We start from the raw sequence: 22,621 nt of genomic DNA, 5'->3' as shown, positions 1-22,621 counted from the left end.
ATGAAAGAAGTAATACTAGATACTGAAACAACAGGACTATCTGTTAGAGATGGACATAGAATTGTAGAAATTGGATGTATTGAATTGGAAAATTTGATACCAACAAAAAATAGATTTCACTGTTATCTTAATCCTGAAAGAAAAGTTTCTGAAAAAGCCCTAGAAGTTCATGGTTATACGGATGAATTTTTATCTACTCACAAGAAGTTTGGAGAAATAGTGGATGAATTTTTGGACTTCATACAAAATAAGAGACTTGTAATACACAACGCTGAATTTGATTTATCTCACTTAAACAACGAATTAGCATTACTAGGCAAGAAAAAACTAAACAGCGAAAATGTTATAGACACACTTGCTTTAGCTAGGGATAAATTCCCAGGCTCCCCTATAAGTCTTGATGCATTGTGTAAAAGATACAGAGTAGATTATTCAAAAAGAACACAACATACAGCTCTTATTGACTGTGATCTTTTAGCTAAAGTTTATATTAATCTTCTTGATCAAAAAGAACCAACCTTAAATTTTAAAAATGAAGATAATGAAAAAATAATAATTAATTCAAATGATACAAATCAGTATTATAAAAAAATAGTCAAACCATCAGAGACAGAACTTAAGCTTCATAAGAAATATTTAAAAAACAATTTAAAGAAAAATTTTTTTAATTAGCTCTTTGTTTATACAATTCAGTAAAATCAACTTTTTTTTCAAATTTTATTCCAGGATACCCAGAGTCAGTTAATAAATTTAAAAATATTCTCTCTAGGTCGGGGTAAATTTTATTAGGCACATCACATAGAATAATTTTTTCCATTTCTTTTTTATCAGAAACTTTTTCATCCACTTTAACTATAGATGTGTAAGTTATTTCAAAATATGCTTTTTTTAAAATTTCAGGTTGGTCTGAAAATTTTATGATTGTATTGACTTCAATAATTCCATCTTTTACTGCCTTTGAATTAATATCAATATTTAATTTATATTTAGAAATTTTATCTCTTACGAATATGTATGTTGGTGTATCGGGTGTTTCACTTGACATATCTTTAATAAAGCTTCCAATAATTTTATAATTTTCTGTCATTTTCATCCTCTATATCTTCAAATTCACCATTAATAAAATCTTGTTTTTTATTTACAGGCTTTTTTTTAATTGATACTTTTTTAAATATCAATTTTCTTGTTGGTGGAAATATTATTAATATACCCAGAAAGTCTGTAGCAAAACCAGGTAAAATTAAAAGTAATGCTGCAAATGCTAAAGCTGCACCTGAAATAATTTCATAAACTGGAAGTTCATTTTTTACCATTTGAGACATTCCTGATTTTAGAGTGTTAAAACCTTCATATCTGGCGTAGATAATACCAAAAAAAGCTGTAATAAAGATGAGTAAAATCGTGTTAAAGGCTCCAATTTGAGAACCCAACTTGATAAACAAGTAAATCTCGATAATAGGAATGCCAGTTAGTAATAATAAAAATGTGTTCATTTGTCTTTAGTCTAAATTGCTAGTTGTAATTAATCAACATAGTAAATATTATTAAATTATGAGTTATAGTTTTGAATACATAGATATTATTCTTTTAGCAATGATTGCTGGTTTCATCTTTCTTCGTTTAAGAGGAATACTTGGTAAAAAAACTGGTTTTGAAGGAAAAATTTCACCAAAATTTGAAAAGCAATTTCAAAAAATAAATATAGCCCCAAAACCAATTAGTGAAAATTTTGATGAAGTGTCACAAAAAGAATTTTTAAAGGGTGCAAAAATTGCTTATGAAACAATTATTACAGATTTTAGTGATAGTGATAACAAGCTGATAGCAAGCAAACCCCTTTTGGGTAAAAAAATTTATGATCAGTTTAAAGAGGCGCTTGAAGATAGAGCTAATAAAGGCCATTATGCTGAAATAACTTTTATAGGGATTAAGTCAGCTGTAATTAAAACTCATAAAAAAATTGAGGATAGTTTAGAAGTTACAGTGGATTTTGTTAGTGAAATTATTACATGCATAAAAGACAAAGATAAAAAGATTGTGTCAGGAGATAGTGAGAAAATAAAAACTGTTTATGATACTTGGGTTTTCTCAAAAGACATAAAATCATCAAATCCAAACTGGCTATTAATTGATACTATTACCTAATTGATTAAGAAGATAACAGACAAAGATAAAGAAGATTGGGAAAATTTCCTAAATAACAAAAAAAAAAATCTTAATAAAAATCCTGTAAAAAAAAAAGATATAAAAAATCCAGATAAAGACAAACAGGACTGGGAAAACTTTTTAAATAATAAAGAGAAAATTCCTAATAAAGATACCGTTCATAAAAAAAATATAAGATATGAGAAGATAAAGAAAATAGATCTTCATGGTTACACTATTGAAGAAGCAAATAAGGCTATAGAACAATTTATTCAAAAGTGTTTTGAGGAAAGTGTTACTAAAATAATTGTGATTACAGGCAAAGGATTAAGGTCTAAAAATGTTGAAAATCCTTACCTTTCAAAGGACTTGAGCATACTAAAATATTCTGTTCCAGAATTTATTGAAAAAAATAAAAGTTTAACACAACTTATTATTGAAACTACAGACTCTAAGATTGAAGATGGTGGTAGTGGAGCTTTTTATATCTATCTTAAAAACAAGAATAAATTTAAAGAATAAATTTAGATAAATCTGTATCCTTAACAAGCTCATCTAGATTTTGTTTTACATATCCAGAATCTATTATAATTTTTTCACCGGCTCTATCTGTTGCTGTAAAACTAATATCATCTAAAATTCTTTCGATGATAGTGTGTAATCTTCTAGCACCAATATTTTCTACAGTATTGTTAACCTCTGAAGCCATATTTGCAATCGCATCAATACCGTCATCAGAAAATTCTAGTTCAACGTTTTCTGTTTTTAAAAGAGCAACGTACTGTTTAATTAAACTATAGTCTGGCTCTTTAAGAATTCTTTTAAAATCATCACTAGTTAAAGCTTCAAGCTCAACTCTTATTGGTAATCTACCTTGTAATTCTGGAAGTAAGTCCGAAGGTTTGGCCAGCTGGAATGCTCCAGATGCAATAAATAAAATATGATCAGTTTTAATTGTACCATACTTTGTACTAACTGTTGTTCCTTCAATTAGAGGAAGTAGATCTCTTTGCACACCTTCTCTAGAAACATCTCCACCAGATCTGTCTGTCCTTCCTGAAATTTTATCTATCTCGTCTAAAAAAACTATTCCATTATTTTCTGTTGAATCTTTTGCTGATTTTATAATTTTATCTTCCTCTATTAACTTGTCAGCTTCATCGTTAATTAAAATTTCATGAGACTCTTTAACGGTCATTTTCTTCTTTTTTTGTTTATTCCCAACAGATTTTCCAATCATCTCCCCAATATTTATCATTCCAATATTTGCTCCTGGCATTCCAGGAATTTCAAACGCAGCTTGAGAGCTACTATCATTTACTGCTATTTCAATTTCATTATTATCTAAATCACCATCTCTTAATCTTTTTCTAAAACTTTCTCTAGTAGCAAGGCTTGCTTTATTTCCAACTAGAGCATCTAAAACTTTTTCTTCTGCTAATTTTTGAGCCTTTGAATGAACTTCTTTTCTTTTCTTTACTTTCTCCATTGCAATTGCAATTTCAAGCAGATCTCTTATAATTTGTTCAACATCCCTTCCAACATATCCAACCTCAGTAAATCTTGTAGCCTCCACCTTCACAAAAGGAGCTTCAGCCAATTTAGATAGTCTTCTAGAAATTTCTGTTTTACCAACTCCAGTTGGCCCAATCATTAAAATATTTTTAGGTAAAACTTCGTCTTTCATTTCACCTTTTAAAGCTTGTCTTCTCCATCTATTTCTTAGAGCAATAGCGACTGCTTTTTTAGCTTTATTTTGTCCAACAACGTATCTATCTAATTCGGAAACTATTTCCCGTGGAGACAAAGAGCTAACTAAAGAGTTATCTCTCTTTTCATTTTTTTCTTTTGGAAAAGGTGTAACGTTTGTATCTTTCATTAAATTTTTTCAATTTTAATATTATTATTAGTAAATACACAAATTTCAGATGCAACTTGAATTGCTTTTCTTGCAACTTCTTCAGCACTCAAATCTGTATCCAATAAAACTTTAGCAGCAGCCAAAGCATAATTTCCGCCTGATCCTATACCTATGGCATCACCCTCTGGCTCTAATACATCACCAGTTCCTGAAATTATAAAGCTATTTTCTTTATCGCCAATAGCCATTAAAGCTTCTAGCCTTCTTAAATATTTGTCAGTTCGCCAATCTTTTGCTAACTCGACAGCTGCTCTTGGAAGGTTACCAGCATGTTTTTCAAGTTTTGCTTCTAGTCTTTCAAATAAAGTTAATGCATCTGCAGTTGATCCAGCAAACCCAGCTATTACATTTCTTTTTTCAATTTTTCTAACTTTTGCAGCAGTGCTTTTTATAACAGTATTGCCCATACTAACCTGGCCATCACCTGCAACCACCACTTCATTGTTTTTTCTAATAAGTACTATTGTAGTCATAGATTATAAATGGATATTAATTTTTATTCTTCAAGTAGTAGATTGCAAATATTGATATAGGCAATTAATCCCTATATACATATTATATATTATGAGCAGAATAGGAAAAGTCTCTAGAAAAACAAAAGAAACCAGCATCAGTGTTGAAGTTAATATTGATGGTAAAGGTCAATATAAAATTGATACTGGAATAGGTTTTTTAGATCACATGCTTGAACAATTATCAAAGCATTCATTGATTGATTTAAAAGTTAAAGCAAAAGGTGATACTCATATAGACCTTCATCACACAACAGAAGATACTGGAATTGCTATAGGTGAAGCTTTAAAAAAAGCACTGAAAGATTTTAAAGGAATTAAAAGATATGCTCATGCAATGATTCCAATGGACGAAACATTAACAAGAGTTGCAATTGATGTTTCAAATAGGCCTTATTTAATATGGAAAGTTAAATTAAAAGTAGAAAGACTTGGAGAGATGGACACAGAACTTTTTAAAGAATGGTTTCAAGCATTTTCTCAATCAGCAGGAATAACTCTGCACATGGAAAATATTTATGGAGATAATAGTCATCATATAATCGAGTCTTGTTTTAAGGCTTTAGCAAGGTCATTAAGAACAGCTTTAGAGATAGATCCTAGAAATAAAAAAAGTATCCCATCAACTAAAGGCTCATTATAAGTTTAATGAATGTCACAATTGTTGATTATAATTCAGGAAATATCAGCTCTGTAATAAATTCTTTTAAAGAAGTTGCTAAAGACAAAGTTAATATCGAAGTAACTTCGGATCTAAATAAGATTAAATCAAGTGATAAAGTAGTTTTACCGGGGCAGGGATCGTTTAAGAGCTGCGTTGATGCATTAAATAGCATAAATGGTCTAGTAGAGACACTCAATGAGTTTGCAATAACTAATAAAAAACCTCTTCTAGGAATTTGTGTTGGTTTACAGATGTTTGCAGATCTTGGTTATGAAGAAACTGAAACAAAAGGACTTGGTTGGATTTCAGGAAAAGTTTTAAAGATCAATAATCAAAATAATAAATTCAAACTTCCGCACATTGGTTGGAACGAAATTAGTATTATTAAAGAAAGCAAAATTTTTAAGGATATAGAAAATAAATCACACATGTATTTTGTACATAGCTATGAATTTATTCCAGATGACAAAAGTGTAATTTCAGCAACAACAGACTATTCATCAAACATTGCCTGTTCTGTTGAAAAAGAAAATATTTTTGGAACTCAATTTCACCCTGAAAAGAGTGATAAAATAGGACTTAAGATTATAGAAAATTTTTTAAATTTATAAATATGAAAATATTTCCAGCTATAGATATTAAAGACAAAAAATGTGTGAGATTAATTAAAGGGGACTTTAATAATAAAACTGAATATGAAACATCACCAGTTGATCAAGCTGGTAAATACAAAGATCATGGCTTTAAAAATTTACACATTGTTGATTTAGATGGTGCTTTAACAGGAGAGACAGTTAACCTGGATATTATTAAAGAAATAATTCATAAATTTGATTTAAAAATTGAAGTAGGTGGAGGCATTAGAACTATTGATAGTATTCAAAAATATACAGATATAGGAGTTGAAAAAGTTATTTTAGGAAGTGCAGCTATAAAAGATAAGAAGTTCTTAAAAGAAGCTTGTCAAAAATTTCCAAATAAAATTGCCTTAGGTCTAGATGCTAAAGATGGATACTTGTCTGTTTCAGGATGGCAGGAAAACTCTAATCAATTGACTTTAGATTTTTTAAAAGAAGTAAATGATTATGGTGCTAGCAGATTAATCTATACAGACATAGATAGAGATGGCACCAAACAAAGTCCTAATTTTGAAGAAACAACTAATGTTGCAAATATATCTAATTGCCCAGTAATTATTTCAGGAGGAGTGTCTTCAATTGATGACATTAAAAAAGCAAAAGGTTTAAAAAATATTGAAGGAATAATAGTTGGTAAAGCTATATATGATGGTGATATTAAATTAGACGAATTAGTGAGAGAATTAGATGCTTAAAAATAGAATTATCCCATGTCTTGATGTTAAAAATGGCAGAGTTGTTAAGGGAATTAATTTTGTAGATTTAAAAGATGCTGGCGATCCAGTTGAGCAAGCAAAAATTTACAGTGATGGTGGCGCTGATGAAATTTGTTTTTTAGATATTACTGCTTCCAATGAAAATAGAGACACAATTTATGATGTGGTTGAAAGAACATCTAAAAAATGTTTTGTACCCTTAACGGTTGGTGGTGGGGTTAGGGGAGTTGAAGATATTAATAAATTATTAAATTGTGGAGCAGATAAAGTTTCAATCAATACTGCAGCAGTTCAAAATCCTGAAATGATAATCAAAAGTTCAAAAAAATTTGGATCACAATGTATTGTTGTTGCAATAGATGCTAAAAAAAATGGCAATAAATGGGAGGTTTTTACCCATGGTGGGAGAAATAACACAAATATAGATGCAATAGAATTTGCGAAAAAAATGGAAGATAATGGAGCAGGAGAATTACTAGTTACCTCTATGGATAGAGATGGTACTCAAATTGGTTATGATAATGACTTAATGTTTAAAATATCTTCGATAGTTAACATACCCATAATTGCTTCGGGTGGAGTAGGTAACTTGGATCACCTAGTTGATGGTATAAGGCTTGGCAATGCTAGCGCTGTACTAGCAGCTTCAATTTTTCATTACGGAACACACTCAATTAATGAAGCCAAACAATATTTGAATTCAAAAGGAATTCCCGTTAGGATTTAGACATGTCAGAAAATCTATTAAATTTAGTAAATACAATTAGAGACAGAAAAAATAAGGACGAAGATAAATCTTATACTTCATCATTATTATCAGGTGGTCTGTCTAAATGTATAGATAAAATGGAAGAAGAATTTAGTGAACTTAAAGGGGCCCTAAATGATAAATCTAATATAGTTCATGAAGCAGCAGATACAATTTATCATATATTAGTTACACTTGAGGCAGCTGATATTAAGTTTGAAGATGTCCTAAAAGAGTTGGAAGACAGAAAAAAACAATCAGGTATTGAAGAAAAGAAAAATAGATAATGAGCTACGACAAAAATAATATTTTTGCAAAAATCTTGAGAAAAGAAATTTCTTGTAAAAAAATATTTGAAAATGATCATATTCTTTCCTTTCATGATATTAATCCTCAAAAAAAAATACACGCATTAGTTATTCCAAAAGGTGAGTACATTGATTTAGATGATTTTAACAATAGAGCCTCAGACCAAGAGATAGTCGCATTAAGCAAAGCTATTACAGAAGTTTCGAAAATGTTAGGTATCTCAACAGATACAGGTAAAGGCTATAGAGCTTTAACAAATTTGAGTGAAGATGGAGGTCAAGAGGTTCCACATTTACACTTCCATTTATTTGGAGGAGAAAAAATTGGAAAAATGGTTGAGTGACAGACAAAATTTATCGAAATTATTTAGAGATAAGATCTCTAGGTGAATTAAAAGAAGTTAAGAAGCCTGCAGAGAATTACTCTGTAGAGCTTGCTGACCCAAAGGATTTTCAATTAAATAGATTTTTTTACAAAACTATTGGTAAGAATTGTCAATGGATTGATAGACTTATTTGGACAGATTTAAATTGGACAGATTATATTTCTAATGATCAGCTATTTACATACATTCTTAAAGATAAAAGTGAAATAGCTGGTTATTTTGAACTGTTATTTAACAAACAAAGCAAAGAAGCTGAAATTGCTTATTTTGGAATTTTGGAAGAATATTATGGAAAAAAATTAGGAGGATATTTATTAAGTGAAGCAATTAAGAGTTCATTTAATATGGGATGTGAAAGAGTTTGGGTTCACACTTGTTCCCTAGATCATAAAAATGCTTTAAAAAATTATTTGGCTAGAGGTATGAAAAATTTTAAGTCTGAAACCTTAATCAGATGATCAATTATTTTCAGGTAATTTAAAAATCTTACTATCTATCTCTTGGTTTTTTTTAACAGAAGAAATAAACGTTATTGATAAATTTTGATAAATATCTTCAGTTTGCCATCCAATTAAATTTAAATCTTTCTTATCAAAAAAAATATTAATTTCAGTATTATTCTCAAAAATTTTAAAATTTAAGTATTTGTTCTCTATATCTCTTGGCTCCAGCTCCTCTATTTTAGAAATTAGATATTCTTTATCTAGTAAAAATTCTAAAGGAGTTCTGTTAAGTGGATAACGATAATAACTTCCTTTGTTACTGGTTTTGATAACTAAAGATTTTCCATTAGATACTAATTTTTTTTTACTAGGATTGCTATATTCACAAAAGATTTTTTTAGAATATTCAATGATACATTTTCCATCTTCACTTTTATCATTAATTGTTTGTAAAAAATTGAAACTTAAATTATTTGTAATTTTCATTTGAGAAATTATCTTATCTTTTGGCAATGAGTTGGCTGGAAGGTAAAAACTGAAAAACAATAAAATAATTATTATTCTATGCATTAAAGAACATCTCTTTTACCAACATGATTAGCTTTACTCACAACTCCGTCAGCTTCCATCATGTCAATAATTCTTGCAGCTCTATTATACCCTATTTGTAATTTTCTTTGTAAAAACGAAGTAGATGCCTTGCCCTCTGATCTAATAATATCAAGTGCCGCTTGGTACAATTCATCTTTATCACCTGAGCTAGATGCTTCTCCACTCAATTCTTTTTCATCTACAAAATTTAAGATTTCATTTATATAATTTGGCTCTGCTTGACTTCTTAAATAATTGTTAACTTTTTCAATCTCACTTTCTGATACAAATGGAGCATGAATTCTAACAATCTTATTTGCAGAAGACATATAAAGCATATCTCCTTTACCAAGTAGTTGTTCCGCACCTTGTTCACCTAAAATTGTTCTACTATCAATTTTTGAGGTTACTTGAAAAGATATTCTTGTTGGAAAATTTGCTTTAATGGTTCCTGTAATAACATCAACACTTGGTCTTTGTGTGGCCATTATAATATGAATTCCAGCAGCTCTTGCCATTTGTGATAATTTCTGAATATAATTTTCTATCTCTTTTCCAGCAACAAGCATTAGGTCAGACATTTCATCTACCACAACAACAATATAGGGCATAGCCAAAGTGTGCTTAGCATTATAGCCATCAATATTACGCACCCCTTCTTTAGTCATAAGTCGGTATCTATTTTCCATCTCTTTAACAACCCAACCTAAGACAGAGGCAGCTTTTTTTGCCTCAGTGATCACAGGACACAATAAGTGAGGTATGCCTTCATAGGTTGATAGTTCAAGCATTTTTGGATCAATTAGTATGAACTTACATTTGTCTGGCGTGTGTCTATAAAGTAGGGATAAGATAATAGTATTTATGCAAACAGATTTACCCGATCCAGTAGTTCCAGCAATTAATAAGTGAGGCATAGAAGCTAAATCTCCAACAACAGGAATACCAGAAATATTCTTACCTAACGCAATCGGTAATCTGATATCTTTTTTATTAAAATCAGAGTTAGAGAGTATTTCACTTAAATAAACATTCTCACGACTAGAATTTGGAAGTTCTATACCAATAGTGCTACGTCCTGGTATAGTAGCGATTCTAGCAGATTCAGAGCTAGTGTTTCGAGCAATATCATCTGAGAGATTAATAATTTTTGATACTTTAACACCAGCTGCTGGCTCAAATTCATTTAGTGTTACCACGGGGCCATGACTAACTTTCTTAATATCTCCACTAACTCCAAAATCTAATAAGATTTTTTCTAAAAATTCACTATCAATATAATCTTCATCTTTTAATTTTTCTCTATCTTTGTGTGTGGGGATTTTAAGCAAATCAATTGTAGGTAGTTGGAAGCGAATTTTTTTGCTAAGAGATTTATTTTCACTTTTTATAAAGGGCAAATCTTCTTGAATTAAATTTGTAATTTCTTCTTGCGGTATAAACTCACTAATTATCTCATTTTCATTAGTGTAGCTCTTTTCTTTTCTTACAAAGATTAACCTAAAAAGTTTTTTTATCATTTTATAAAAAGAACTAATTTTAAAATGGATACTAATTAAAAATAAAATTAAAATAATTAAAATTAACAAGTAATAAGAAATTTGAGAATTAACACTAATTAAAGAAGTTAAAAAAGTTGTTTCTAAATATTTTCCAATAAAACCACCATTTCCATTAATATAAAGATTGAAAGCAGCAGGGTAAAAAAAGGAAAAAAATAGAGAGCCAAAAAAAGAATAAAGAACAGAATAAAAAATACTTTCAAATATTAAAAAAATTTTTTTATTTAGAACTATATTTATGCCAGAAAATATAAGTGTAAATGGAATTAATAAAGCAATTAGCCCAAAAGTTTGAAAAAAAAGATCAGCTGTGTAACTACCGTTAAAACCAAGTAAGTTTTTAATCTCAGTATTATCTGGAAAAATAAAATTAGGATCGTCAGGAGAAAAGGTTGCAAGAGAAACGAGTAAAAGAAGGCCAATTACAACAAGAGCAATACCAGCAGCTTCGATAATTCTATTTATGCCAAAATTAATTGTATTGTTGGCTAATTTTTTAAATTCCATAAATAAATGAGTCTAATTAATCACTTTGTATCATCTAATTTTTATTGTTAAAATTAAAATTATTATGAAAGTTTGTATTATTGGTGAAGGTCTAACTGCTCTATCTTTAGCTAAAAGCCTTATAAATAAAAAAATAAATGTTCATTATTATCACAAAATTGGAAATGATAATTTTTCTTCCAATAGAACAATAGGAATATCCAAAAGTAATTTTCAATTTTTTAAAGAAAAAATTTTTCAAATTTCCAAAACTAATTATTGGAAAATAAATAAAATAGAAATTTATACAGATAAAATTGATACAGAAAATTTATTAAAATTTGAGAATGATAAAAATGATCTATTTTATATGATAAAAAATGATGAACTTTTAAAGTCATTAAAAAGTAACCTTATTAAAAGTAAGTTTTTTAAAAAAATAATATTAAAAAAAGATATTAATGAAGAGTTTTTAAATAAAAAAGAATATGATTTAATAATTAATTGTGATGCAAATAATTTTTTAGCAAAAAAATATTTCACAAAAAAAATTATTAAAAATTATCATAATCTTGCTTATACCACCATTTTAAAACATAAAAAAATAGAGAATAATACAGCAACTCAAATTTTTACAAAGCAAGGTCCAATTGCATTTTTACCAATCTCAAACATTGAAACATCTGTAGTATACTCAATAGATATTAAGAATCAAAAATTTGATAACAGCGATGTAATAGATTTAATTAATAAAAATAACCCTAAATATAAAATTAATAAAATTGATAAATTAAATAGTTTTGAACTGAGTTCTTCAAATTTAAGAAACTATCATCATAAAAATATTTTAGCTTTTGGAGATATGCTTCACAGAGTGCACCCATTAGCAGGACAAGGATTTAACATGACAATACGGGATCTTAAAATTCTAACTAAAATTATTGAAGACAAAATTGAATTGGGTATGCAATTAGATTCACTGATATTAGACGAGTTTGAAAAAAAAACGAAAGATAAAAATTTTGTTTTTTCTAAAGCCATAGATATGATTTATGAGTTCTTTAACTTAGATAAAAAAGTTCAAAATAAAAGCTTTAGTAAAATTCTCAAAAGTATTGGAAAAAATAAGAATCTAAACAATTATTTTATTAAACTAGCTGACACAGGGATAAATTTGTAAGCTTACTGAATAGTTGTATTATGAAAATCATCAAAACTATAAGTGCTTAATATTTCTGAAATTTTATCTTTTCGTGCTTTTAAATTTTTACTTTCTAATAAAATTTGTTTCTCTTCTAGCGAAAAAGGAGAAGCCATTGCTAGGGCATTTATTGTTTCGTTCAAATCTTGTTTTTCTAAAGATTTCCAATTTATGATATATCCTTTTTTTTCAAATAATAATTTTAAATCTTTAAAGATGGATTCAAGATCGGAAAATTTTAATTTCTTTTTTTCAGGAGTTAAGTCAAGTTCAAAATTATCATAATTGGTTTCACAAATACGGTAAGGTTTTGTACTTTTAATTTCTTTAGTTATTTCAAACCGCGTTATTCCATTTAGATCAATCATATATCTACCATCTGACGTATCTTTAAAATTAGTTATTTTACCTAAACAGCCAATCTTATGAAGCCCAGAGATAGAACTATCATCACTATTTTTTGGTTGAATCAAACCAATCATCTTGTTTGTTTTCATACTATCATTAATCATTTCAATATATCTTGGTTCAAATATATTTAATGGGACTGTTGTATATGGAAATATAATAAAGTTACTTAATGGAAAGACAGGTATAGTTTTTGGTAAATCTTGTTTTTTCATTCTTTCTTTTAGCAAATTTTTGAAGATCTATATACTAATCAAAAACTTTATTATTGATTGAACTTAAAAAACCATCTATTTATATTGTCTTTTATAAGCGGGTCTAGCTCATTGGTAGAGCGAATCGTTGCCAACGATTAGGTAGAGGGTTCGATTCCCTTGACCCGCTCCAAAATTTTAAAACATACTAATCAATGAGCGAACTACTTAATAAAAAATGTGTACCATGTGAGGGTGGAATTTTACCTTTCGATATCAGTGAAATTCACAAATATCAAAAAAAAGTTGATGGTTGGGGTGTTAAAAAAAATGCAAAAGAAATATATTTTTTAGAGAAAAATTTTATTTTTAAGAATTTTATTAATAGTCAAAATTTTATAAATAAAGTTGGTGAAATATCGGAAAATGAAAATCATCATCCAGATATCTCATTTGGTTGGGGATATGCTAAAATTATAATTACTACTCACGCTATTGAAGGACTGTCAGAAAATGATTTTATTTTAGCAGCTAAAATTGATCAAATTTTTAATGTCTAAAATGTCTTGTTTTAGAAAAAACTAAAATTGTACCAGTTTGGTTTGCAAATTTTATTATCTCTTTATCTCTAATTGATCCAGAAGGCTGTATTACAGCTGAAACTCCTGATTGTACTAATTTTTCAATACCATCTACAAATGGAAAAAATGCATCAGAGGCTGCCACAACATCTTCTTTTAAGTTTTGAAATTTATTCATTTTATCTATAGCAATTTGACAGCTATCGAGTCTACTGGGTTGCCCAGAACCAATACCAACGGTTGCTTCTTGACTGGCAAGCACTATTGCATTCGATTTTACGTATCTACAAACATTAAATGCAAAAATTAAATTTTTCAATTGGGATTTATTTGGTTTTTGTTTTGAAACGATTTTAAAATCTTTAAGTTTAAATACTTTTAAATCTTCAGATTGTGTTAAAATAGATTCATTCACAGAGCCAAATTTAATTAAATCTTTCATCGTAAATTCTGATGCATCAATAATTCTTATATTTTTTTTCTTTTTCAATATTTTTAAAGCATCAGTTTCAAAACCATTGGCAATGACAACCTCTAAGAAAATTTTATTAAGCTCTAATGCTAGAGTTTTATTTATTTTGAAATTACATGAAACTATTCCACCAAAAGCACTAACTGGATCAGAAGCAAGAGCTAATTTATAACTTTTTAAACTATCTTTATTGATCGAAACACCACAAGGATTGGCGTGTTTTACTATAACTGTTCCAGAGTTTTTAGGTAAAGACTTTGATATTGTTAATGCAGAAAAAATATCATTATAATTATTATAGCTTAACTGCTTACCATGAATTTGTTTAATATTAAGATTTTGAGTTTTAGAATAAATTGCAGCTTCTTGATGTGGGTTTTCTCCATATCTTAATTTTTCAATTAAATTTCCATAAATAATTTTTTTTTTGGGGAAATTGTTTTTTTTGATTTTATTAAAATAGTTAGAAATTACAGCATCATAATAAGCCGTTTCAGAGAAGGCCTCTAAAGACATCTCTTCTCTAAACTCAATAGATGTTGATCCTTTATTATTTTCTAATTCATTAATTAGAGCCTCATATTGATTTGAAGATGTAATAACCGTAACGTCGTTATAGTTTTTTGCTGCTGCCCTAACCATAGTGGGACCTCCAACATCAATATTCTCTATTATTTTTGAATGATTGGTTGTTTGCTCTAAAGTTTTTTCAAAAGGATAAAAGTTAACAATAACAAGGTCAATTTCATCATATTGATTAGCTTTTAGTTCCTTAGTGTGAGATTTGTCGTTCCTTTTACTTAATATACCGGCATGAATTTTTGGATGTAGTGTTTTAACTCTTCCACCAAGAATTTCTGGTGAACCGGTATACTCAGAAACTTCTTGGCATTTAAATTTAAGCTTCTTTATTTCTTTATAAGTGCCTCCAGAGCTAATTAACTCAATTCTGTATTTAGCTAAAACTTTTAAAAGGCTGCCTAAATTTTTTTTATCAGATATTGAAATAAGAGCTTTTTTTATTTTTTTCATTATAATTTTGTGATTTCCCATCTTATAGTTTGATTTTCCTCATTAGTCATTCCTGAAATAAATATATTTTGATTATCTGTGAAATAATTTTTTTCACCAAAATATAACCCTTTATCAATATTCATTATTGAGTTGTCTGAGCTAAACTTCCAGCCCTCTCCATCAAGATCTATAAATATTGACTTTTCATCTTTTGTTTTCATTATTTTAACGTTTGGTTCTAAGTGAAATCTAATTTCAAATTTTAAATTCTTAATACCCTTATTAGAAATAATTTTGTCGTGTCCAATAAATTTTAATTGTTCTGGGTAGAATTCTATTTCTCGATCATGAACAATACCATGTAGTTTTAAATAACCATCATGAGAAGCATTAACTTTCCAATAATTTTTTTCAAACACTATTTTTTTTTTTAATATTTTTAATCCTTGATTAATTTTAGATTTTTTACCTCTTACTTTGTTAAAATTACAAGAGGATCTGTCATTTACAATTAGTGTGCTATGAACTGCGCTTGATTTAGATATTTCATTTAGTTGATGATCAACTTTTTGAAAATAACCACAATTACTAATTAATTTTTTACCATTTGATACGATCTCAAAAGATAAAGCTCCAGCTTGATAATTTGAAGATAGTTTTGTATTTGGGCTTGATCCAACATCCATTATTAGAGAATTTTTTTTACTATTAAGGATTACATAGCCACCCAATTCATTATTTTGGTTTTTAAAGTTATAGCCAAGTCTTTTTAAATAAAGGTCAAAATTATGATTATTTGTTTTATGATTGCCATTAAAGAGAAAATCAACTTTATTGTTTTGCCAAATAAAAGCGTAAGCCCGACCTGAATAATATATATTTTCATTTATAAAATCAGGTATTTCATTTTGAGATTCTTTGAACCACTCTCTAATTAATATAAAATATTTTAAATAAAGATTTAACTGCCTAATATTTCTTGATTTTGGAAAGCCATCATTATCCAATGAATATTTTACTAATTTTTTTAGTAAACTTAACCCAGTATTTAAATAGTTATTATTTTGAGGGTAGGATAGGCCAGTTAAAATGATAGCTGAACATCCTATAATCTTATCATTGATTAATTCATAGGTTTCAATCTCATTAATAAGGTGATTGATCTGCTTCTTTATAGCGTTATTAAATTTTTTCTTATATTCAATACTTCCATCTTCATAGGTAAGCCTAGAATTTGAAATCCAAGCTATTATTCTTTTTCCAATTATATCAATTTTCCAATTTTTAGAGTTGTATCTGTCATTTGTATTAATCCATTGATAAAGGACATTTTGGGTATCTTTTTTTGAAGATCTAAGATCCAAGCTAAATAACCAAAAAAAACTGTTTAAATTCTGTTGGTCTTTTTCTTTTAAATGTGGATTATCCCAAATTTTATTTAATGAATAATTTTCTATATTAATTTTTTTTTTGTCATATTTTATAAGACCATCTAGCAAGCTAGGACCTGGTTGATATTCCATTAATCCAATAGAGGAGGGTGTAATTTTTTTATTATAGAGATTAGAATTTAAATAAAAATGACGAATTTTTTTTTTGATAAGCTTAAGTGAGTTATTTAAAATCATTATTCTAACTTGATTTTAAAAGGTCTATATTTTTTTTTATATCTCCATTATTATTTTTAAATATAGTTGTTCCAGATACTAAAATGTTTGCACCGGCTTCTATTGCTAGTTTATTATTATCAAAATTGATCCCACCATCAATCTCGATATCAAAATCTAGATTCTTTTGATCTCTTATCTTTTTCAATTCTTTTATTTTTTCTAGAACTTCTGGCATAAACTTTTGCCCTCCAAACCCTGGATTTACACTCATAATTAGAACTAAATCGATCTCATTTAATAAGTCAGTTATTAAATTAATTTTAGTTTCTGGGTTTAGAGAAACACCTACTTTTTTATTTAAACTCTTTATATGTTTTATTGAACTTTTTAAATCTTCAGTAGCCTCTGGATGTATGGTGATTATATCTGCTCCCGCATCAGCATAATCTTTAATATATTTATGCACAGGAGAAATCATTAAATGAACGTCAAATGGTAGCTTTGTGTATTGTCTTAAAGCTTTAATAATTGGAGGTCCCATTGTCAAATTTGGAACAAAATGACCATCCATTACATCCACATGGATCATATCTGCACCACCTTCTTCAAGTCTTTTTATTTCATTTCCTAACTGACTAAAATCAGCAGATAAAATTGAAGGTGATATTTTTATTTTTTTCATTGAGTACTAATATTAGTAGTATCAATTTTATTTTTAATTTGAATTAATTATTTGCCAAAAATACGATAAATTTCTGTAGCAATTTCACTTTCTAAAGGAAAAGATAACATTCCCATGACAGAATATCCCATCAGATAGGGCATAAGGTAAAATCTAATCATATAAAAGAACCAGGCCACATAAAGTGGAACAAGAGGATCTATAATAAATGAAGGAGTAATAGGTTTAAATAAACGAATTAGTGGATTTGTTAACTTTACAAAAGCCTTCATAAAAAAAAATTCTGAGTTTTCTCTTTGAAAGATATTCATCGCAACTCTTCCAATCAAAGTCCACATGACAACTCCCAAAATATAATCAATTATAAGAATAAAAGGATGAATCTCTGGCATAAATATAAAAAGGAATTTTGTTTAAAACTTTACTAAGGGGCAAAATAAATTGCCCCTTAGTAATAAATTTAATTAGTGTTGTTTTCCAAGAATTGTTTTACCACTTGGAATACGAAGCTCGTCAATCATATCTTGAGTAGCTTTGTCTGGTGCTTTTGTTAGTAAACTAACAACTACCATAGAAACTAAACTAACCAACGATCCAAAGATACCGAATGTAAGTTGAGTAATACCCCAGAATCCAGCTCCACCAGTACGTACCCAAACTAGATACCAAGTACCAGCTGCTAATCCTAGAAGCATTCCTGCAACAGCACCAGGACCATTCGCTCTTTTCCACCATACACCTAGTACAAGTGGGAAGAACAAACCTGACATCGCAAAGTCAAAAGCCCAGATTACTGAACCTAAGATACCTTGGATACCCATTGCGGCAATAGTTGCTCCAGCAAAACCAATGATTACAAGTAATACCCTTGCAACAATTAATCTTTTCGCAGCTTCTGCTTTTGGATCAATGATCTTGTAGTACAAGTCATGAGACAAAGCATTTGCGATTGCTAAGATCAAACCATCAGCAGTAGACATGGCAGCAGCCATACCTCCAGCAGCAACTAGACCTGAGATTACATAAGGTAATCCAGCAATTTCTGGAGTAGCTAATACAACAGCTTTACCACCCATGAAAAACTCATTTAATTCAAGAGTTCCATTTCCGTTAAAGTCGCTGACAAACATCAGGTTAGCTTGGTTCCAGTTTTGGTACCAATCTATCGCTTGAACCTCAGCTATTGATTTACCAATAATCCCTGTTGAAAGTGTAGGATCAATCAGTGATAGTTTTGATAATGTAGCTAACATCGGCGCAGTTGAGTATAAAATGAAGATGAAAAGTAGCGACCATGCTACAGATCTTCTAGCTGATTTTACACTTGGAGTAGTAAAGTATCTCATCATAACGTGAGGCAAAGAAGCTGTTCCTGCCATCATACAAATTGCTAGAGAAATGAATCCCCAGTTTGTTCCGTTAACCGATGAGTGTGCTTTAGTTATTCCAGCTAAACCTTTTGGTACTGTAGCTAAGTCTGCAGCTGAGTTTTTCACAAACCCAAACTGACCTTCTAGTTCAGCAATTCTAGCTACCTCATCTCCCAACATTAAATGTGGAAAGAATCCAGCACCCATTTTACTACTGATCCAGAATACAGGAAGTAAGTAAGCAATAATTAAAACTATATATTGCGCAACTTGCGTCCATGTAACCGCTCTCATTCCACCAAGCATTGAACACATCAATATACTTGCTAATCCGACGTACACAGCAATTTCAAAAGGAATATCTAATGCTACTGAAGCAATAGTTCCTGTTGCATTGATTTGTGCAGTCACATATGTGAATGAAGCTACTGTTAATACTAGTACTGCAGAAAGTCTTGCTGCATTACCACCATATCGTGTACCAACAAAATCTGGAACTGTGTAACAGCCAAATTTTCTTAAGTAAGGTGCTAGTAAAGTAGATACAAGTATATAACCACCTGTCCATCCAACTAGTAGTGCCATATATCCATAGCCCTTAAAGTAAATACCACCTGCCATCGCAACGAATGATGCACCAGACATCCAGTCTGCTGCAGTAGCCATTCCGTTAAATACAGTAGGTACTTCTCTGCCTGCTACGTAGTACGCGTCCATCTGAAGTGTACGTGATAACCAACCGATTATCGCATAGATAGCAATGGTGAATATAACAAAAGAAATTCCTATTGCTTTTGCAGACATTCCCATTTGTTCAGCAATCGCCATCAATATTATGAACCCTATAAAACCACCTGTATAGATTCCATAAACTTTTGGTAGATTGTCTATAAATTTACCTTTTATCATTAGCTATCCTCTCTTTCAGTGAAACCAAACTCTTCATCTATCTTTTCTTGTCTACCCGCAAACCAGAAATTCAAAATTACAAACGCTAATAATGAACCCTGACAAGTCATATAATATGACAGTGGATAACCAAAAGGTTTAAAGCTAGATGCTTCCATTTCAGTTCCGAAAAAAAAGATGCCAATCGAGAATACAAACCAGATTGCTAAAGTAACGAACAGTAGCCCCCTAGTTTTTTCCCAGTGTTTTGCTTTATTTGACATTTTTACTCTCCCTATATAGTTAAGAGAGAAACCATAACCATAATGAGATAGATTGAAAGCCCTTAAATAGGTCGAATTGGGGCCATTTTTGTAATACAAAGCATACAGAAGGTAGATAAAATTGCTCAAATATAAACTTAAAATAAAAGACATAAAACTTGAAGATTTTAGAGTCTATTTATTTGCTTTGTTTAAAGCAGTTCTTCCAAAGAAAAAAATTAAGAATATGGAAGACCTTACACTGTTTATTCAAACAAAATCAGCCTGGGTGTCACAGGTAACTTTATACAACTATTTAAAAACAAGAATGGGAACTAAGTGGGTATTACACTTTGATGATGAAGTGTTTTTAGCATCCATTAACAAAGCCAAATGGAATGTTTATTCTATAGCACTTCAGGATCTTACTTTTTATAGCCTATCGTATTTGAATGTTTTTTGTAATTATAAGGACATGAGTAAAGCCAATGAAATTTATGATGAAATTTTGACCAAAGAAAAAAAAAATGAAATGCCAGAAGAAATTATTTCACAAGGAAGAAAAAAATTCAAAGAAAGATCAGAAAAGATTGATTGGAATACATATTATAAATCTTGGCCATTCAATGAAAGCGCTCTAGCTTTATATAAGTGGGCGCCAGTGGCTGAAGAATTAAAAACTTTAGACAGAAAGATTGTGTTAAATTCTATGATCTTAAAATGGGAAAATATTGAAAAAGAATTTAAAGAATTAATTAAAATTTAAATATTTTTTCTATTATCAACTAAGCTTTGAACGACGCTTGGATCAGCTAAAGTAGATGTGTCACCCAATTGATTGTGTTCATTAGCAGCAATTTTTCTTAAAATTCTTCTCATAATTTTTCCAGATCTTGTTTTTGGAAGACCAGGAGAAAAATGAATAATATCAGGTGTTGCAAGCGCTCCAATTTGCTTTCTTACCCAAAGTTTTAAATCTCTTTCAAGATCTAAATCTGACCTTTCCCCAACATTTAGAGTTACATAGCAATATAGACCGTTACCCTTAATATCATGTGGATATCCAACTACAGCAGCCTCAGCAACTTTTGGATGAGCAACAAAAGCACTTTCTATTTCAGCAGTGCCGAGGTTATGACCAGAGACAATAATTACATCATCTACACGGCCAGTTATCCAGTAGTAACCATCTTTATCTCTTTTAGCTCCATCGCCTGTAAAGTATTTTCCATCAAACTGAGAAAAATAAGTATCAATAAATCTTTGATGATCACCGTAAACAGTTCTCATTTGTCCAGGCCAAGACTGAGAAATGCACAATCTTCCTTCACCAACTCCTTTAATTTCTTTTCCATTTTTATCAACTATAGAAGGCCTAATTCCATAAAAAGGTTTACTTGCAGAACCAGGTTTTAAATTCATAGCTCCTGTCTGAGGGCTAATTAAAATTCCACCTGTCTCTGTCTGCCACCATGTATCAACAATAGGACATTTAGAATTTCCAACAGTTTTGTAATACCACATCCAAGCCTCAGGATTAATAGGCTCTCCAACAGTTCCTAATAATTTTAAAGATTTTCTTGAAGTTTTCTTAACAGGTTTATCACCCTCTCTCATTAAAGCTCTAATAGCAGTGGGTGCTGTATAAAAAATATTAACTTTGTATTTATCAATAATTTGCCACCATCGTGAACTGTCAGGGTAGGTTGGAATTCCTTCAAACATTATTGTTGTTGCACCATTAGCAAGTGGTCCATAAATAATATAACTATGGCCTGTTACCCAACCAATATCAGCCGTACACCAATAAATATCTTTTGGTTTATAGTTAAAAATATATTGATGTGTCATAGATGCGTAAACCATATAACCACCTGTTGTATGCAAAACTCCTTTTGGTTTTCCAGTAGAGCCAGATGTGTAGAGAATAAATAAAGGGTCTTCCGCATTCATTTCTTCAGGTTCACATTTATTTGACACATCTTTAACTAAATCGTCATACCAAATATCTCTTCCCTTAACCCAACTAACTTTATTTCCAGTTCGTTTTACAACAATACATTTTTTAACATCTGGACATTTTTTTAATGCTTCATCAGTGATTGCTTTAAGAGGGATAGTTTTTCCACCTCTAACTCCCTCATCTGCAGTAATGATGTACTGTGACTTGCAGTCATTAACCCTACCAGAAATAGAATCTGCTGAAAACCCCCCAAAAATAATTGAGTGAACCGCACCAATTCTAGCACAAGCCAGCATTGTTACTGCCAGTTCTGGGATCATAGTTAAATAAATCGTAACTCGATCACCTTTTTTAATTCCTAGTTTTCTTAAGCCATTTGCAGCTTTAGAAACTTCATTATGTAATTGTTTGTACGAAATTTTTTTAGTATCTTTTGGATCATCACCCACCCAAATAATGGCTGTTTTATCCTTTTTATTTTTAAGGTGACGGTCTATACAATTGGCAGAAGCATTTAATGTTCCATCTTCATACCATTTAATTTTAACCTCTTTTTTGCTGTACTTTATGTCTTTAATTTTTTTGTATGGCTTAATCCAGGTAATTCTTTTCCCCTCAATCTTCCAAAAGTCATCATTTTTTTTAATCGAGTCAGAGTATTTTTTTTGGTATTTTGCTTTATTTACTAGAGCACTTTTTACCCACTCAGGTTTAGTCCTTATGATTAATTCTTTTTCTTCAATTTTTTTTAAAACTTTTTTCTTAATAGGCTTTATCTTTTTTTTAACCTTAGCTATTTTAGGAACTTTTTTTTTAACTTTTGATATTGATTTTTTTTTAGGCATGAATTTTTTT

27 protein-coding genes and 1 tRNA gene are annotated in these 22,621 nt (G+C 29.7%); 14 read left to right on the top strand and 14 right to left on the bottom strand.

The window, feature by feature from the left end:
* Window positions 1–672: a DNA polymerase III subunit epsilon gene (gene dnaQ, locus AC5YGC_RS07255; RefSeq protein ID WP_496139555.1), complete on the top strand. Its 672-nt coding sequence runs from the start codon at window positions 1–3 to the stop codon at window positions 670–672.
* Here the strand turns inward: dnaQ and AC5YGC_RS07250 are convergent.
* Complete coding sequence (locus tag AC5YGC_RS07250) at window positions 665–1,087, bottom strand: protein-export chaperone SecB (RefSeq protein ID WP_496139554.1); 423 nt, start codon at window positions 1,085–1,087, stop codon at window positions 665–667. The genes dnaQ and AC5YGC_RS07250 overlap by 8 nt on opposite strands.
* Window positions 1,071–1,493 (bottom strand): FxsA family protein, encoded by a 423-nt coding sequence (locus AC5YGC_RS07245; RefSeq protein ID WP_496139553.1) that lies wholly within the window; start codon window positions 1,491–1,493, stop codon window positions 1,071–1,073. The genes AC5YGC_RS07250 and AC5YGC_RS07245 overlap by 17 nt, the downstream gene beginning before the upstream one ends.
* Before the next feature lie 58 nt (window positions 1,494–1,551).
* Between AC5YGC_RS07245 and AC5YGC_RS07240 the strand changes: the two genes are divergently transcribed.
* Both AC5YGC_RS07240 and AC5YGC_RS07235 read left to right on the top strand, forming a co-directional pair.
* A complete protein-coding gene (locus AC5YGC_RS07240; protein ID WP_496139552.1) occupies window positions 1,552–2,145 on the top strand; it encodes a Tim44/TimA family putative adaptor protein in 594 nt (197 codons plus the stop codon).
* Window positions 2,146–2,667, top strand: a complete 522-nt coding sequence (locus AC5YGC_RS07235; protein ID WP_496139551.1) for a Smr/MutS family protein — start codon at window positions 2,146–2,148, stop codon at window positions 2,665–2,667. It abuts the gene before it with no gap.
* On the opposite strand, the gene hslU is transcribed toward AC5YGC_RS07235, so the two are convergent.
* Together hslU and hslV are read right to left on the bottom strand one after the other, a co-directional pair.
* Window positions 2,657–4,024 carry an ATP-dependent protease ATPase subunit HslU gene (gene hslU, locus AC5YGC_RS07230; protein WP_496139550.1) on the bottom strand — a complete coding sequence of 456 codons (1,368 nt, stop codon included), beginning with the start codon at window positions 4,022–4,024 and terminating at the stop codon, window positions 2,657–2,659. The genes AC5YGC_RS07235 and hslU overlap by 11 nt on opposite strands.
* Window positions 4,024–4,539 (bottom strand): ATP-dependent protease subunit HslV, encoded by a 516-nt coding sequence (hslV, locus tag AC5YGC_RS07225; protein ID WP_011281633.1) that lies wholly within the window; start codon window positions 4,537–4,539, stop codon window positions 4,024–4,026. Before hslV ends, hslU begins: the two co-directional genes overlap by 1 nt.
* A gap of 91 nt (window positions 4,540–4,630) precedes the next feature.
* Here hslV and hisB point away from each other — a divergent pair, with 91 nt between their 5' ends.
* Genes hisB through AC5YGC_RS07190 form a run of 7 tightly spaced genes read left to right on the top strand, consistent with a single transcriptional unit; the run spans window position 4,631 to window position 8,496 of the window.
* Window positions 4,631–5,221 (top strand): imidazoleglycerol-phosphate dehydratase HisB, encoded by a 591-nt coding sequence (gene hisB, locus AC5YGC_RS07220; RefSeq protein WP_271520795.1) that lies wholly within the window; start codon window positions 4,631–4,633, stop codon window positions 5,219–5,221.
* Window positions 5,222–5,226: 5 nt separating this feature from the next.
* Window positions 5,227–5,853 (top strand): imidazole glycerol phosphate synthase subunit HisH, encoded by a 627-nt coding sequence (hisH, locus tag AC5YGC_RS07215; protein WP_496139549.1) that lies wholly within the window; start codon window positions 5,227–5,229, stop codon window positions 5,851–5,853.
* 2 nt (window positions 5,854–5,855) lie between these two features.
* Complete coding sequence (gene hisA, locus AC5YGC_RS07210; RefSeq protein WP_496139548.1) at window positions 5,856–6,575, top strand: 1-(5-phosphoribosyl)-5-[(5-phosphoribosylamino)methylideneamino]imidazole-4-carboxamide isomerase; 720 nt, start codon at window positions 5,856–5,858, stop codon at window positions 6,573–6,575.
* A complete protein-coding gene (gene hisF, locus AC5YGC_RS07205) occupies window positions 6,568–7,323 on the top strand; it encodes an imidazole glycerol phosphate synthase subunit HisF (RefSeq protein WP_496139546.1) in 756 nt (251 codons plus the stop codon). The genes hisA and hisF overlap by 8 nt, the downstream gene beginning before the upstream one ends.
* A gap of 2 nt (window positions 7,324–7,325) precedes the next feature.
* On the top strand, window positions 7,326–7,631 hold the full coding sequence (hisE, locus tag AC5YGC_RS07200) for a phosphoribosyl-ATP diphosphatase (RefSeq protein WP_496139545.1): 306 nt from the start codon (window positions 7,326–7,328) through the stop codon (window positions 7,629–7,631).
* Window positions 7,631–7,996: an HIT domain-containing protein gene (locus tag AC5YGC_RS07195; protein WP_496139544.1), complete on the top strand. Its 366-nt coding sequence runs from the start codon at window positions 7,631–7,633 to the stop codon at window positions 7,994–7,996. The genes hisE and AC5YGC_RS07195 overlap by 1 nt, the downstream gene beginning before the upstream one ends.
* Entirely contained in the window at window positions 7,993–8,496 is a 504-nt protein-coding gene (locus tag AC5YGC_RS07190; protein WP_496139543.1) for a GNAT family N-acetyltransferase, read from the top strand. The genes AC5YGC_RS07195 and AC5YGC_RS07190 overlap by 4 nt, the downstream gene beginning before the upstream one ends.
* On the opposite strand, the gene AC5YGC_RS07185 is transcribed toward AC5YGC_RS07190, so the two are convergent.
* Both AC5YGC_RS07185 and AC5YGC_RS07180 read right to left on the bottom strand, forming a co-directional pair.
* Window positions 8,497–9,051, bottom strand: a complete 555-nt coding sequence (locus AC5YGC_RS07185) for an outer-membrane lipoprotein carrier protein LolA (RefSeq protein ID WP_496139541.1) — start codon at window positions 9,049–9,051, stop codon at window positions 8,497–8,499. It lies immediately after the preceding gene.
* Window positions 9,051–11,141, bottom strand: a complete 2,091-nt coding sequence (locus AC5YGC_RS07180; RefSeq protein ID WP_496139540.1) for a DNA translocase FtsK 4TM domain-containing protein — start codon at window positions 11,139–11,141, stop codon at window positions 9,051–9,053. Before AC5YGC_RS07180 ends, AC5YGC_RS07185 begins: the two co-directional genes overlap by 1 nt.
* A gap of 64 nt (window positions 11,142–11,205) precedes the next feature.
* On the opposite strand from AC5YGC_RS07180, the gene AC5YGC_RS07175 reads away from it, so the two are divergent.
* The gene (locus AC5YGC_RS07175; protein ID WP_496139539.1) at window positions 11,206–12,300 is read left to right on the top strand and encodes an FAD-dependent monooxygenase; all 1,095 of its coding nucleotides are present in this window, start codon (window positions 11,206–11,208) and stop codon (window positions 12,298–12,300) included.
* A gap of 2 nt (window positions 12,301–12,302) precedes the next feature.
* Here the strand turns inward: AC5YGC_RS07175 and AC5YGC_RS07170 are convergent, their stop codons facing one another.
* Entirely contained in the window at window positions 12,303–12,944 is a 642-nt protein-coding gene (locus AC5YGC_RS07170) for an LON peptidase substrate-binding domain-containing protein (RefSeq protein WP_496139538.1), read from the bottom strand.
* Between the two features lie 97 nt (window positions 12,945–13,041).
* On the opposite strand from AC5YGC_RS07170, the gene AC5YGC_RS07165 reads away from it, so the two are divergent.
* Both AC5YGC_RS07165 and AC5YGC_RS07160 read left to right on the top strand, forming a co-directional pair.
* Window positions 13,042–13,116: transfer RNA gene (locus AC5YGC_RS07165), tRNA-Gly, on the top strand.
* Between the two features lie 22 nt (window positions 13,117–13,138).
* Window positions 13,139–13,483, top strand: coding sequence for a 4a-hydroxytetrahydrobiopterin dehydratase (locus tag AC5YGC_RS07160; protein ID WP_496139537.1), 345 nt, complete (start codon window positions 13,139–13,141; stop codon window positions 13,481–13,483).
* On the opposite strand, the gene purH is transcribed toward AC5YGC_RS07160, so the two are convergent.
* The 6 genes from purH to AC5YGC_RS07130 all read right to left on the bottom strand — a co-directional run bounded on the left by purH (window position 13,473) and on the right by AC5YGC_RS07130 (window position 19,824).
* Window positions 13,473–15,029, bottom strand: coding sequence for a bifunctional phosphoribosylaminoimidazolecarboxamide formyltransferase/IMP cyclohydrolase (gene purH / locus AC5YGC_RS07155; RefSeq protein ID WP_496139536.1), 1,557 nt, complete (start codon window positions 15,027–15,029; stop codon window positions 13,473–13,475). The two genes, AC5YGC_RS07160 and purH, sit on opposite strands and share 11 nt — an antisense overlap.
* Complete coding sequence (locus AC5YGC_RS07150; RefSeq protein ID WP_496139535.1) at window positions 15,008–16,618, bottom strand: heparinase II/III domain-containing protein; 1,611 nt, start codon at window positions 16,616–16,618, stop codon at window positions 15,008–15,010. Before AC5YGC_RS07150 ends, purH begins: the two co-directional genes overlap by 22 nt.
* Before the next feature lie 4 nt (window positions 16,619–16,622).
* Window positions 16,623–17,282 carry a ribulose-phosphate 3-epimerase gene (gene rpe, locus AC5YGC_RS07145; protein ID WP_496139534.1) on the bottom strand — a complete coding sequence of 220 codons (660 nt, stop codon included), beginning with the start codon at window positions 17,280–17,282 and terminating at the stop codon, window positions 16,623–16,625.
* A gap of 47 nt (window positions 17,283–17,329) precedes the next feature.
* On the bottom strand, window positions 17,330–17,674 hold the full coding sequence (locus AC5YGC_RS07140; RefSeq protein ID WP_496139533.1) for a hypothetical protein: 345 nt from the start codon (window positions 17,672–17,674) through the stop codon (window positions 17,330–17,332).
* Window positions 17,675–17,746: 72 nt separating this feature from the next.
* Complete coding sequence (locus AC5YGC_RS07135) at window positions 17,747–19,561, bottom strand: VC_2705 family sodium/solute symporter (protein ID WP_496139532.1); 1,815 nt, start codon at window positions 19,559–19,561, stop codon at window positions 17,747–17,749.
* A complete protein-coding gene (locus tag AC5YGC_RS07130) occupies window positions 19,561–19,824 on the bottom strand; it encodes a DUF4212 domain-containing protein (RefSeq protein ID WP_415286385.1) in 264 nt (87 codons plus the stop codon). Before AC5YGC_RS07130 ends, AC5YGC_RS07135 begins: the two co-directional genes overlap by 1 nt.
* 121 nt (window positions 19,825–19,945) lie before the next feature.
* Between AC5YGC_RS07130 and AC5YGC_RS07125 the strand changes: the two genes are divergently transcribed.
* Window positions 19,946–20,569, top strand: coding sequence for an esterase (locus AC5YGC_RS07125; protein WP_496139531.1), 624 nt, complete (start codon window positions 19,946–19,948; stop codon window positions 20,567–20,569).
* Here AC5YGC_RS07125 and acs read toward each other — a convergent pair.
* Window positions 20,566–22,611 (bottom strand): acetate--CoA ligase, encoded by a 2,046-nt coding sequence (gene acs, locus AC5YGC_RS07120; protein ID WP_496139530.1) that lies wholly within the window; start codon window positions 22,609–22,611, stop codon window positions 20,566–20,568. The two genes, AC5YGC_RS07125 and acs, sit on opposite strands and share 4 nt — an antisense overlap.
* Between the last annotated feature and the right edge of the window lie 10 nt (window positions 22,612–22,621).

This window comes from Candidatus Pelagibacter sp. uisw_138 (genome assembly GCF_059512485.2).
Note: the sequence above shows the minus strand (reverse complement) of the source record. Positions and strands in the feature narration are given on the sequence as shown.

What these genes read in the sequence shown, in the direction of transcription:
- dnaQ (WP_496139555.1), top strand. Translation starts at nt 1, where the DNA reads ATGAAAGAAGTAATACTAGATACTGAAACAACAGGACTATCTGTTAGA.
- AC5YGC_RS07250 (WP_496139554.1), bottom strand. Translation starts at nt 1,087, where the DNA reads ATGACAGAAAATTATAAAATTATTGGAAGCTTTATTAAAGATATGTCA.
- AC5YGC_RS07245 (WP_496139553.1), bottom strand. Translation starts at nt 1,493, where the DNA reads ATGAACACATTTTTATTATTACTAACTGGCATTCCTATTATCGAGATT.
- AC5YGC_RS07240 (WP_496139552.1), top strand. Translation starts at nt 1,552, where the DNA reads ATGAGTTATAGTTTTGAATACATAGATATTATTCTTTTAGCAATGATT.
- hslU (WP_496139550.1), bottom strand. Translation starts at nt 4,024, where the DNA reads ATGAAAGATACAAACGTTACACCTTTTCCAAAAGAAAAAAATGAAAAG.
- hslV (WP_011281633.1), bottom strand. Translation starts at nt 4,539, where the DNA reads ATGACTACAATAGTACTTATTAGAAAAAACAATGAAGTGGTGGTTGCA.
- hisB (WP_271520795.1), top strand. Translation starts at nt 4,631, where the DNA reads ATGAGCAGAATAGGAAAAGTCTCTAGAAAAACAAAAGAAACCAGCATC.
- hisH (WP_496139549.1), top strand. Translation starts at nt 5,227, where the DNA reads ATGAATGTCACAATTGTTGATTATAATTCAGGAAATATCAGCTCTGTA.
- hisA (WP_496139548.1), top strand. Translation starts at nt 5,856, where the DNA reads ATGAAAATATTTCCAGCTATAGATATTAAAGACAAAAAATGTGTGAGA.
- hisF (WP_496139546.1), top strand. Translation starts at nt 6,568, where the DNA reads ATGCTTAAAAATAGAATTATCCCATGTCTTGATGTTAAAAATGGCAGA.
- hisE (WP_496139545.1), top strand. Translation starts at nt 7,326, where the DNA reads ATGTCAGAAAATCTATTAAATTTAGTAAATACAATTAGAGACAGAAAA.
- AC5YGC_RS07195 (WP_496139544.1), top strand. Translation starts at nt 7,631, where the DNA reads ATGAGCTACGACAAAAATAATATTTTTGCAAAAATCTTGAGAAAAGAA.
- AC5YGC_RS07185 (WP_496139541.1), bottom strand. Translation starts at nt 9,051, where the DNA reads ATGCATAGAATAATAATTATTTTATTGTTTTTCAGTTTTTACCTTCCA.
- AC5YGC_RS07180 (WP_496139540.1), bottom strand. Translation starts at nt 11,141, where the DNA reads ATGGAATTTAAAAAATTAGCCAACAATACAATTAATTTTGGCATAAAT.
- AC5YGC_RS07175 (WP_496139539.1), top strand. Translation starts at nt 11,206, where the DNA reads ATGAAAGTTTGTATTATTGGTGAAGGTCTAACTGCTCTATCTTTAGCT.
- AC5YGC_RS07170 (WP_496139538.1), bottom strand. Translation starts at nt 12,944, where the DNA reads ATGAAAAAACAAGATTTACCAAAAACTATACCTGTCTTTCCATTAAGT.
- AC5YGC_RS07160 (WP_496139537.1), top strand. Translation starts at nt 13,139, where the DNA reads ATGAGCGAACTACTTAATAAAAAATGTGTACCATGTGAGGGTGGAATT.
- purH (WP_496139536.1), bottom strand. Translation starts at nt 15,029, where the DNA reads ATGGGAAATCACAAAATTATAATGAAAAAAATAAAAAAAGCTCTTATT.
- AC5YGC_RS07150 (WP_496139535.1), bottom strand. Translation starts at nt 16,618, where the DNA reads ATGATTTTAAATAACTCACTTAAGCTTATCAAAAAAAAAATTCGTCAT.
- rpe (WP_496139534.1), bottom strand. Translation starts at nt 17,282, where the DNA reads ATGAAAAAAATAAAAATATCACCTTCAATTTTATCTGCTGATTTTAGT.
- AC5YGC_RS07140 (WP_496139533.1), bottom strand. Translation starts at nt 17,674, where the DNA reads ATGCCAGAGATTCATCCTTTTATTCTTATAATTGATTATATTTTGGGA.
- AC5YGC_RS07135 (WP_496139532.1), bottom strand. Translation starts at nt 19,561, where the DNA reads ATGATAAAAGGTAAATTTATAGACAATCTACCAAAAGTTTATGGAATC.
- AC5YGC_RS07130 (WP_415286385.1), bottom strand. Translation starts at nt 19,824, where the DNA reads ATGTCAAATAAAGCAAAACACTGGGAAAAAACTAGGGGGCTACTGTTC.
- acs (WP_496139530.1), bottom strand. Translation starts at nt 22,611, where the DNA reads ATGCCTAAAAAAAAATCAATATCAAAAGTTAAAAAAAAAGTTCCTAAA.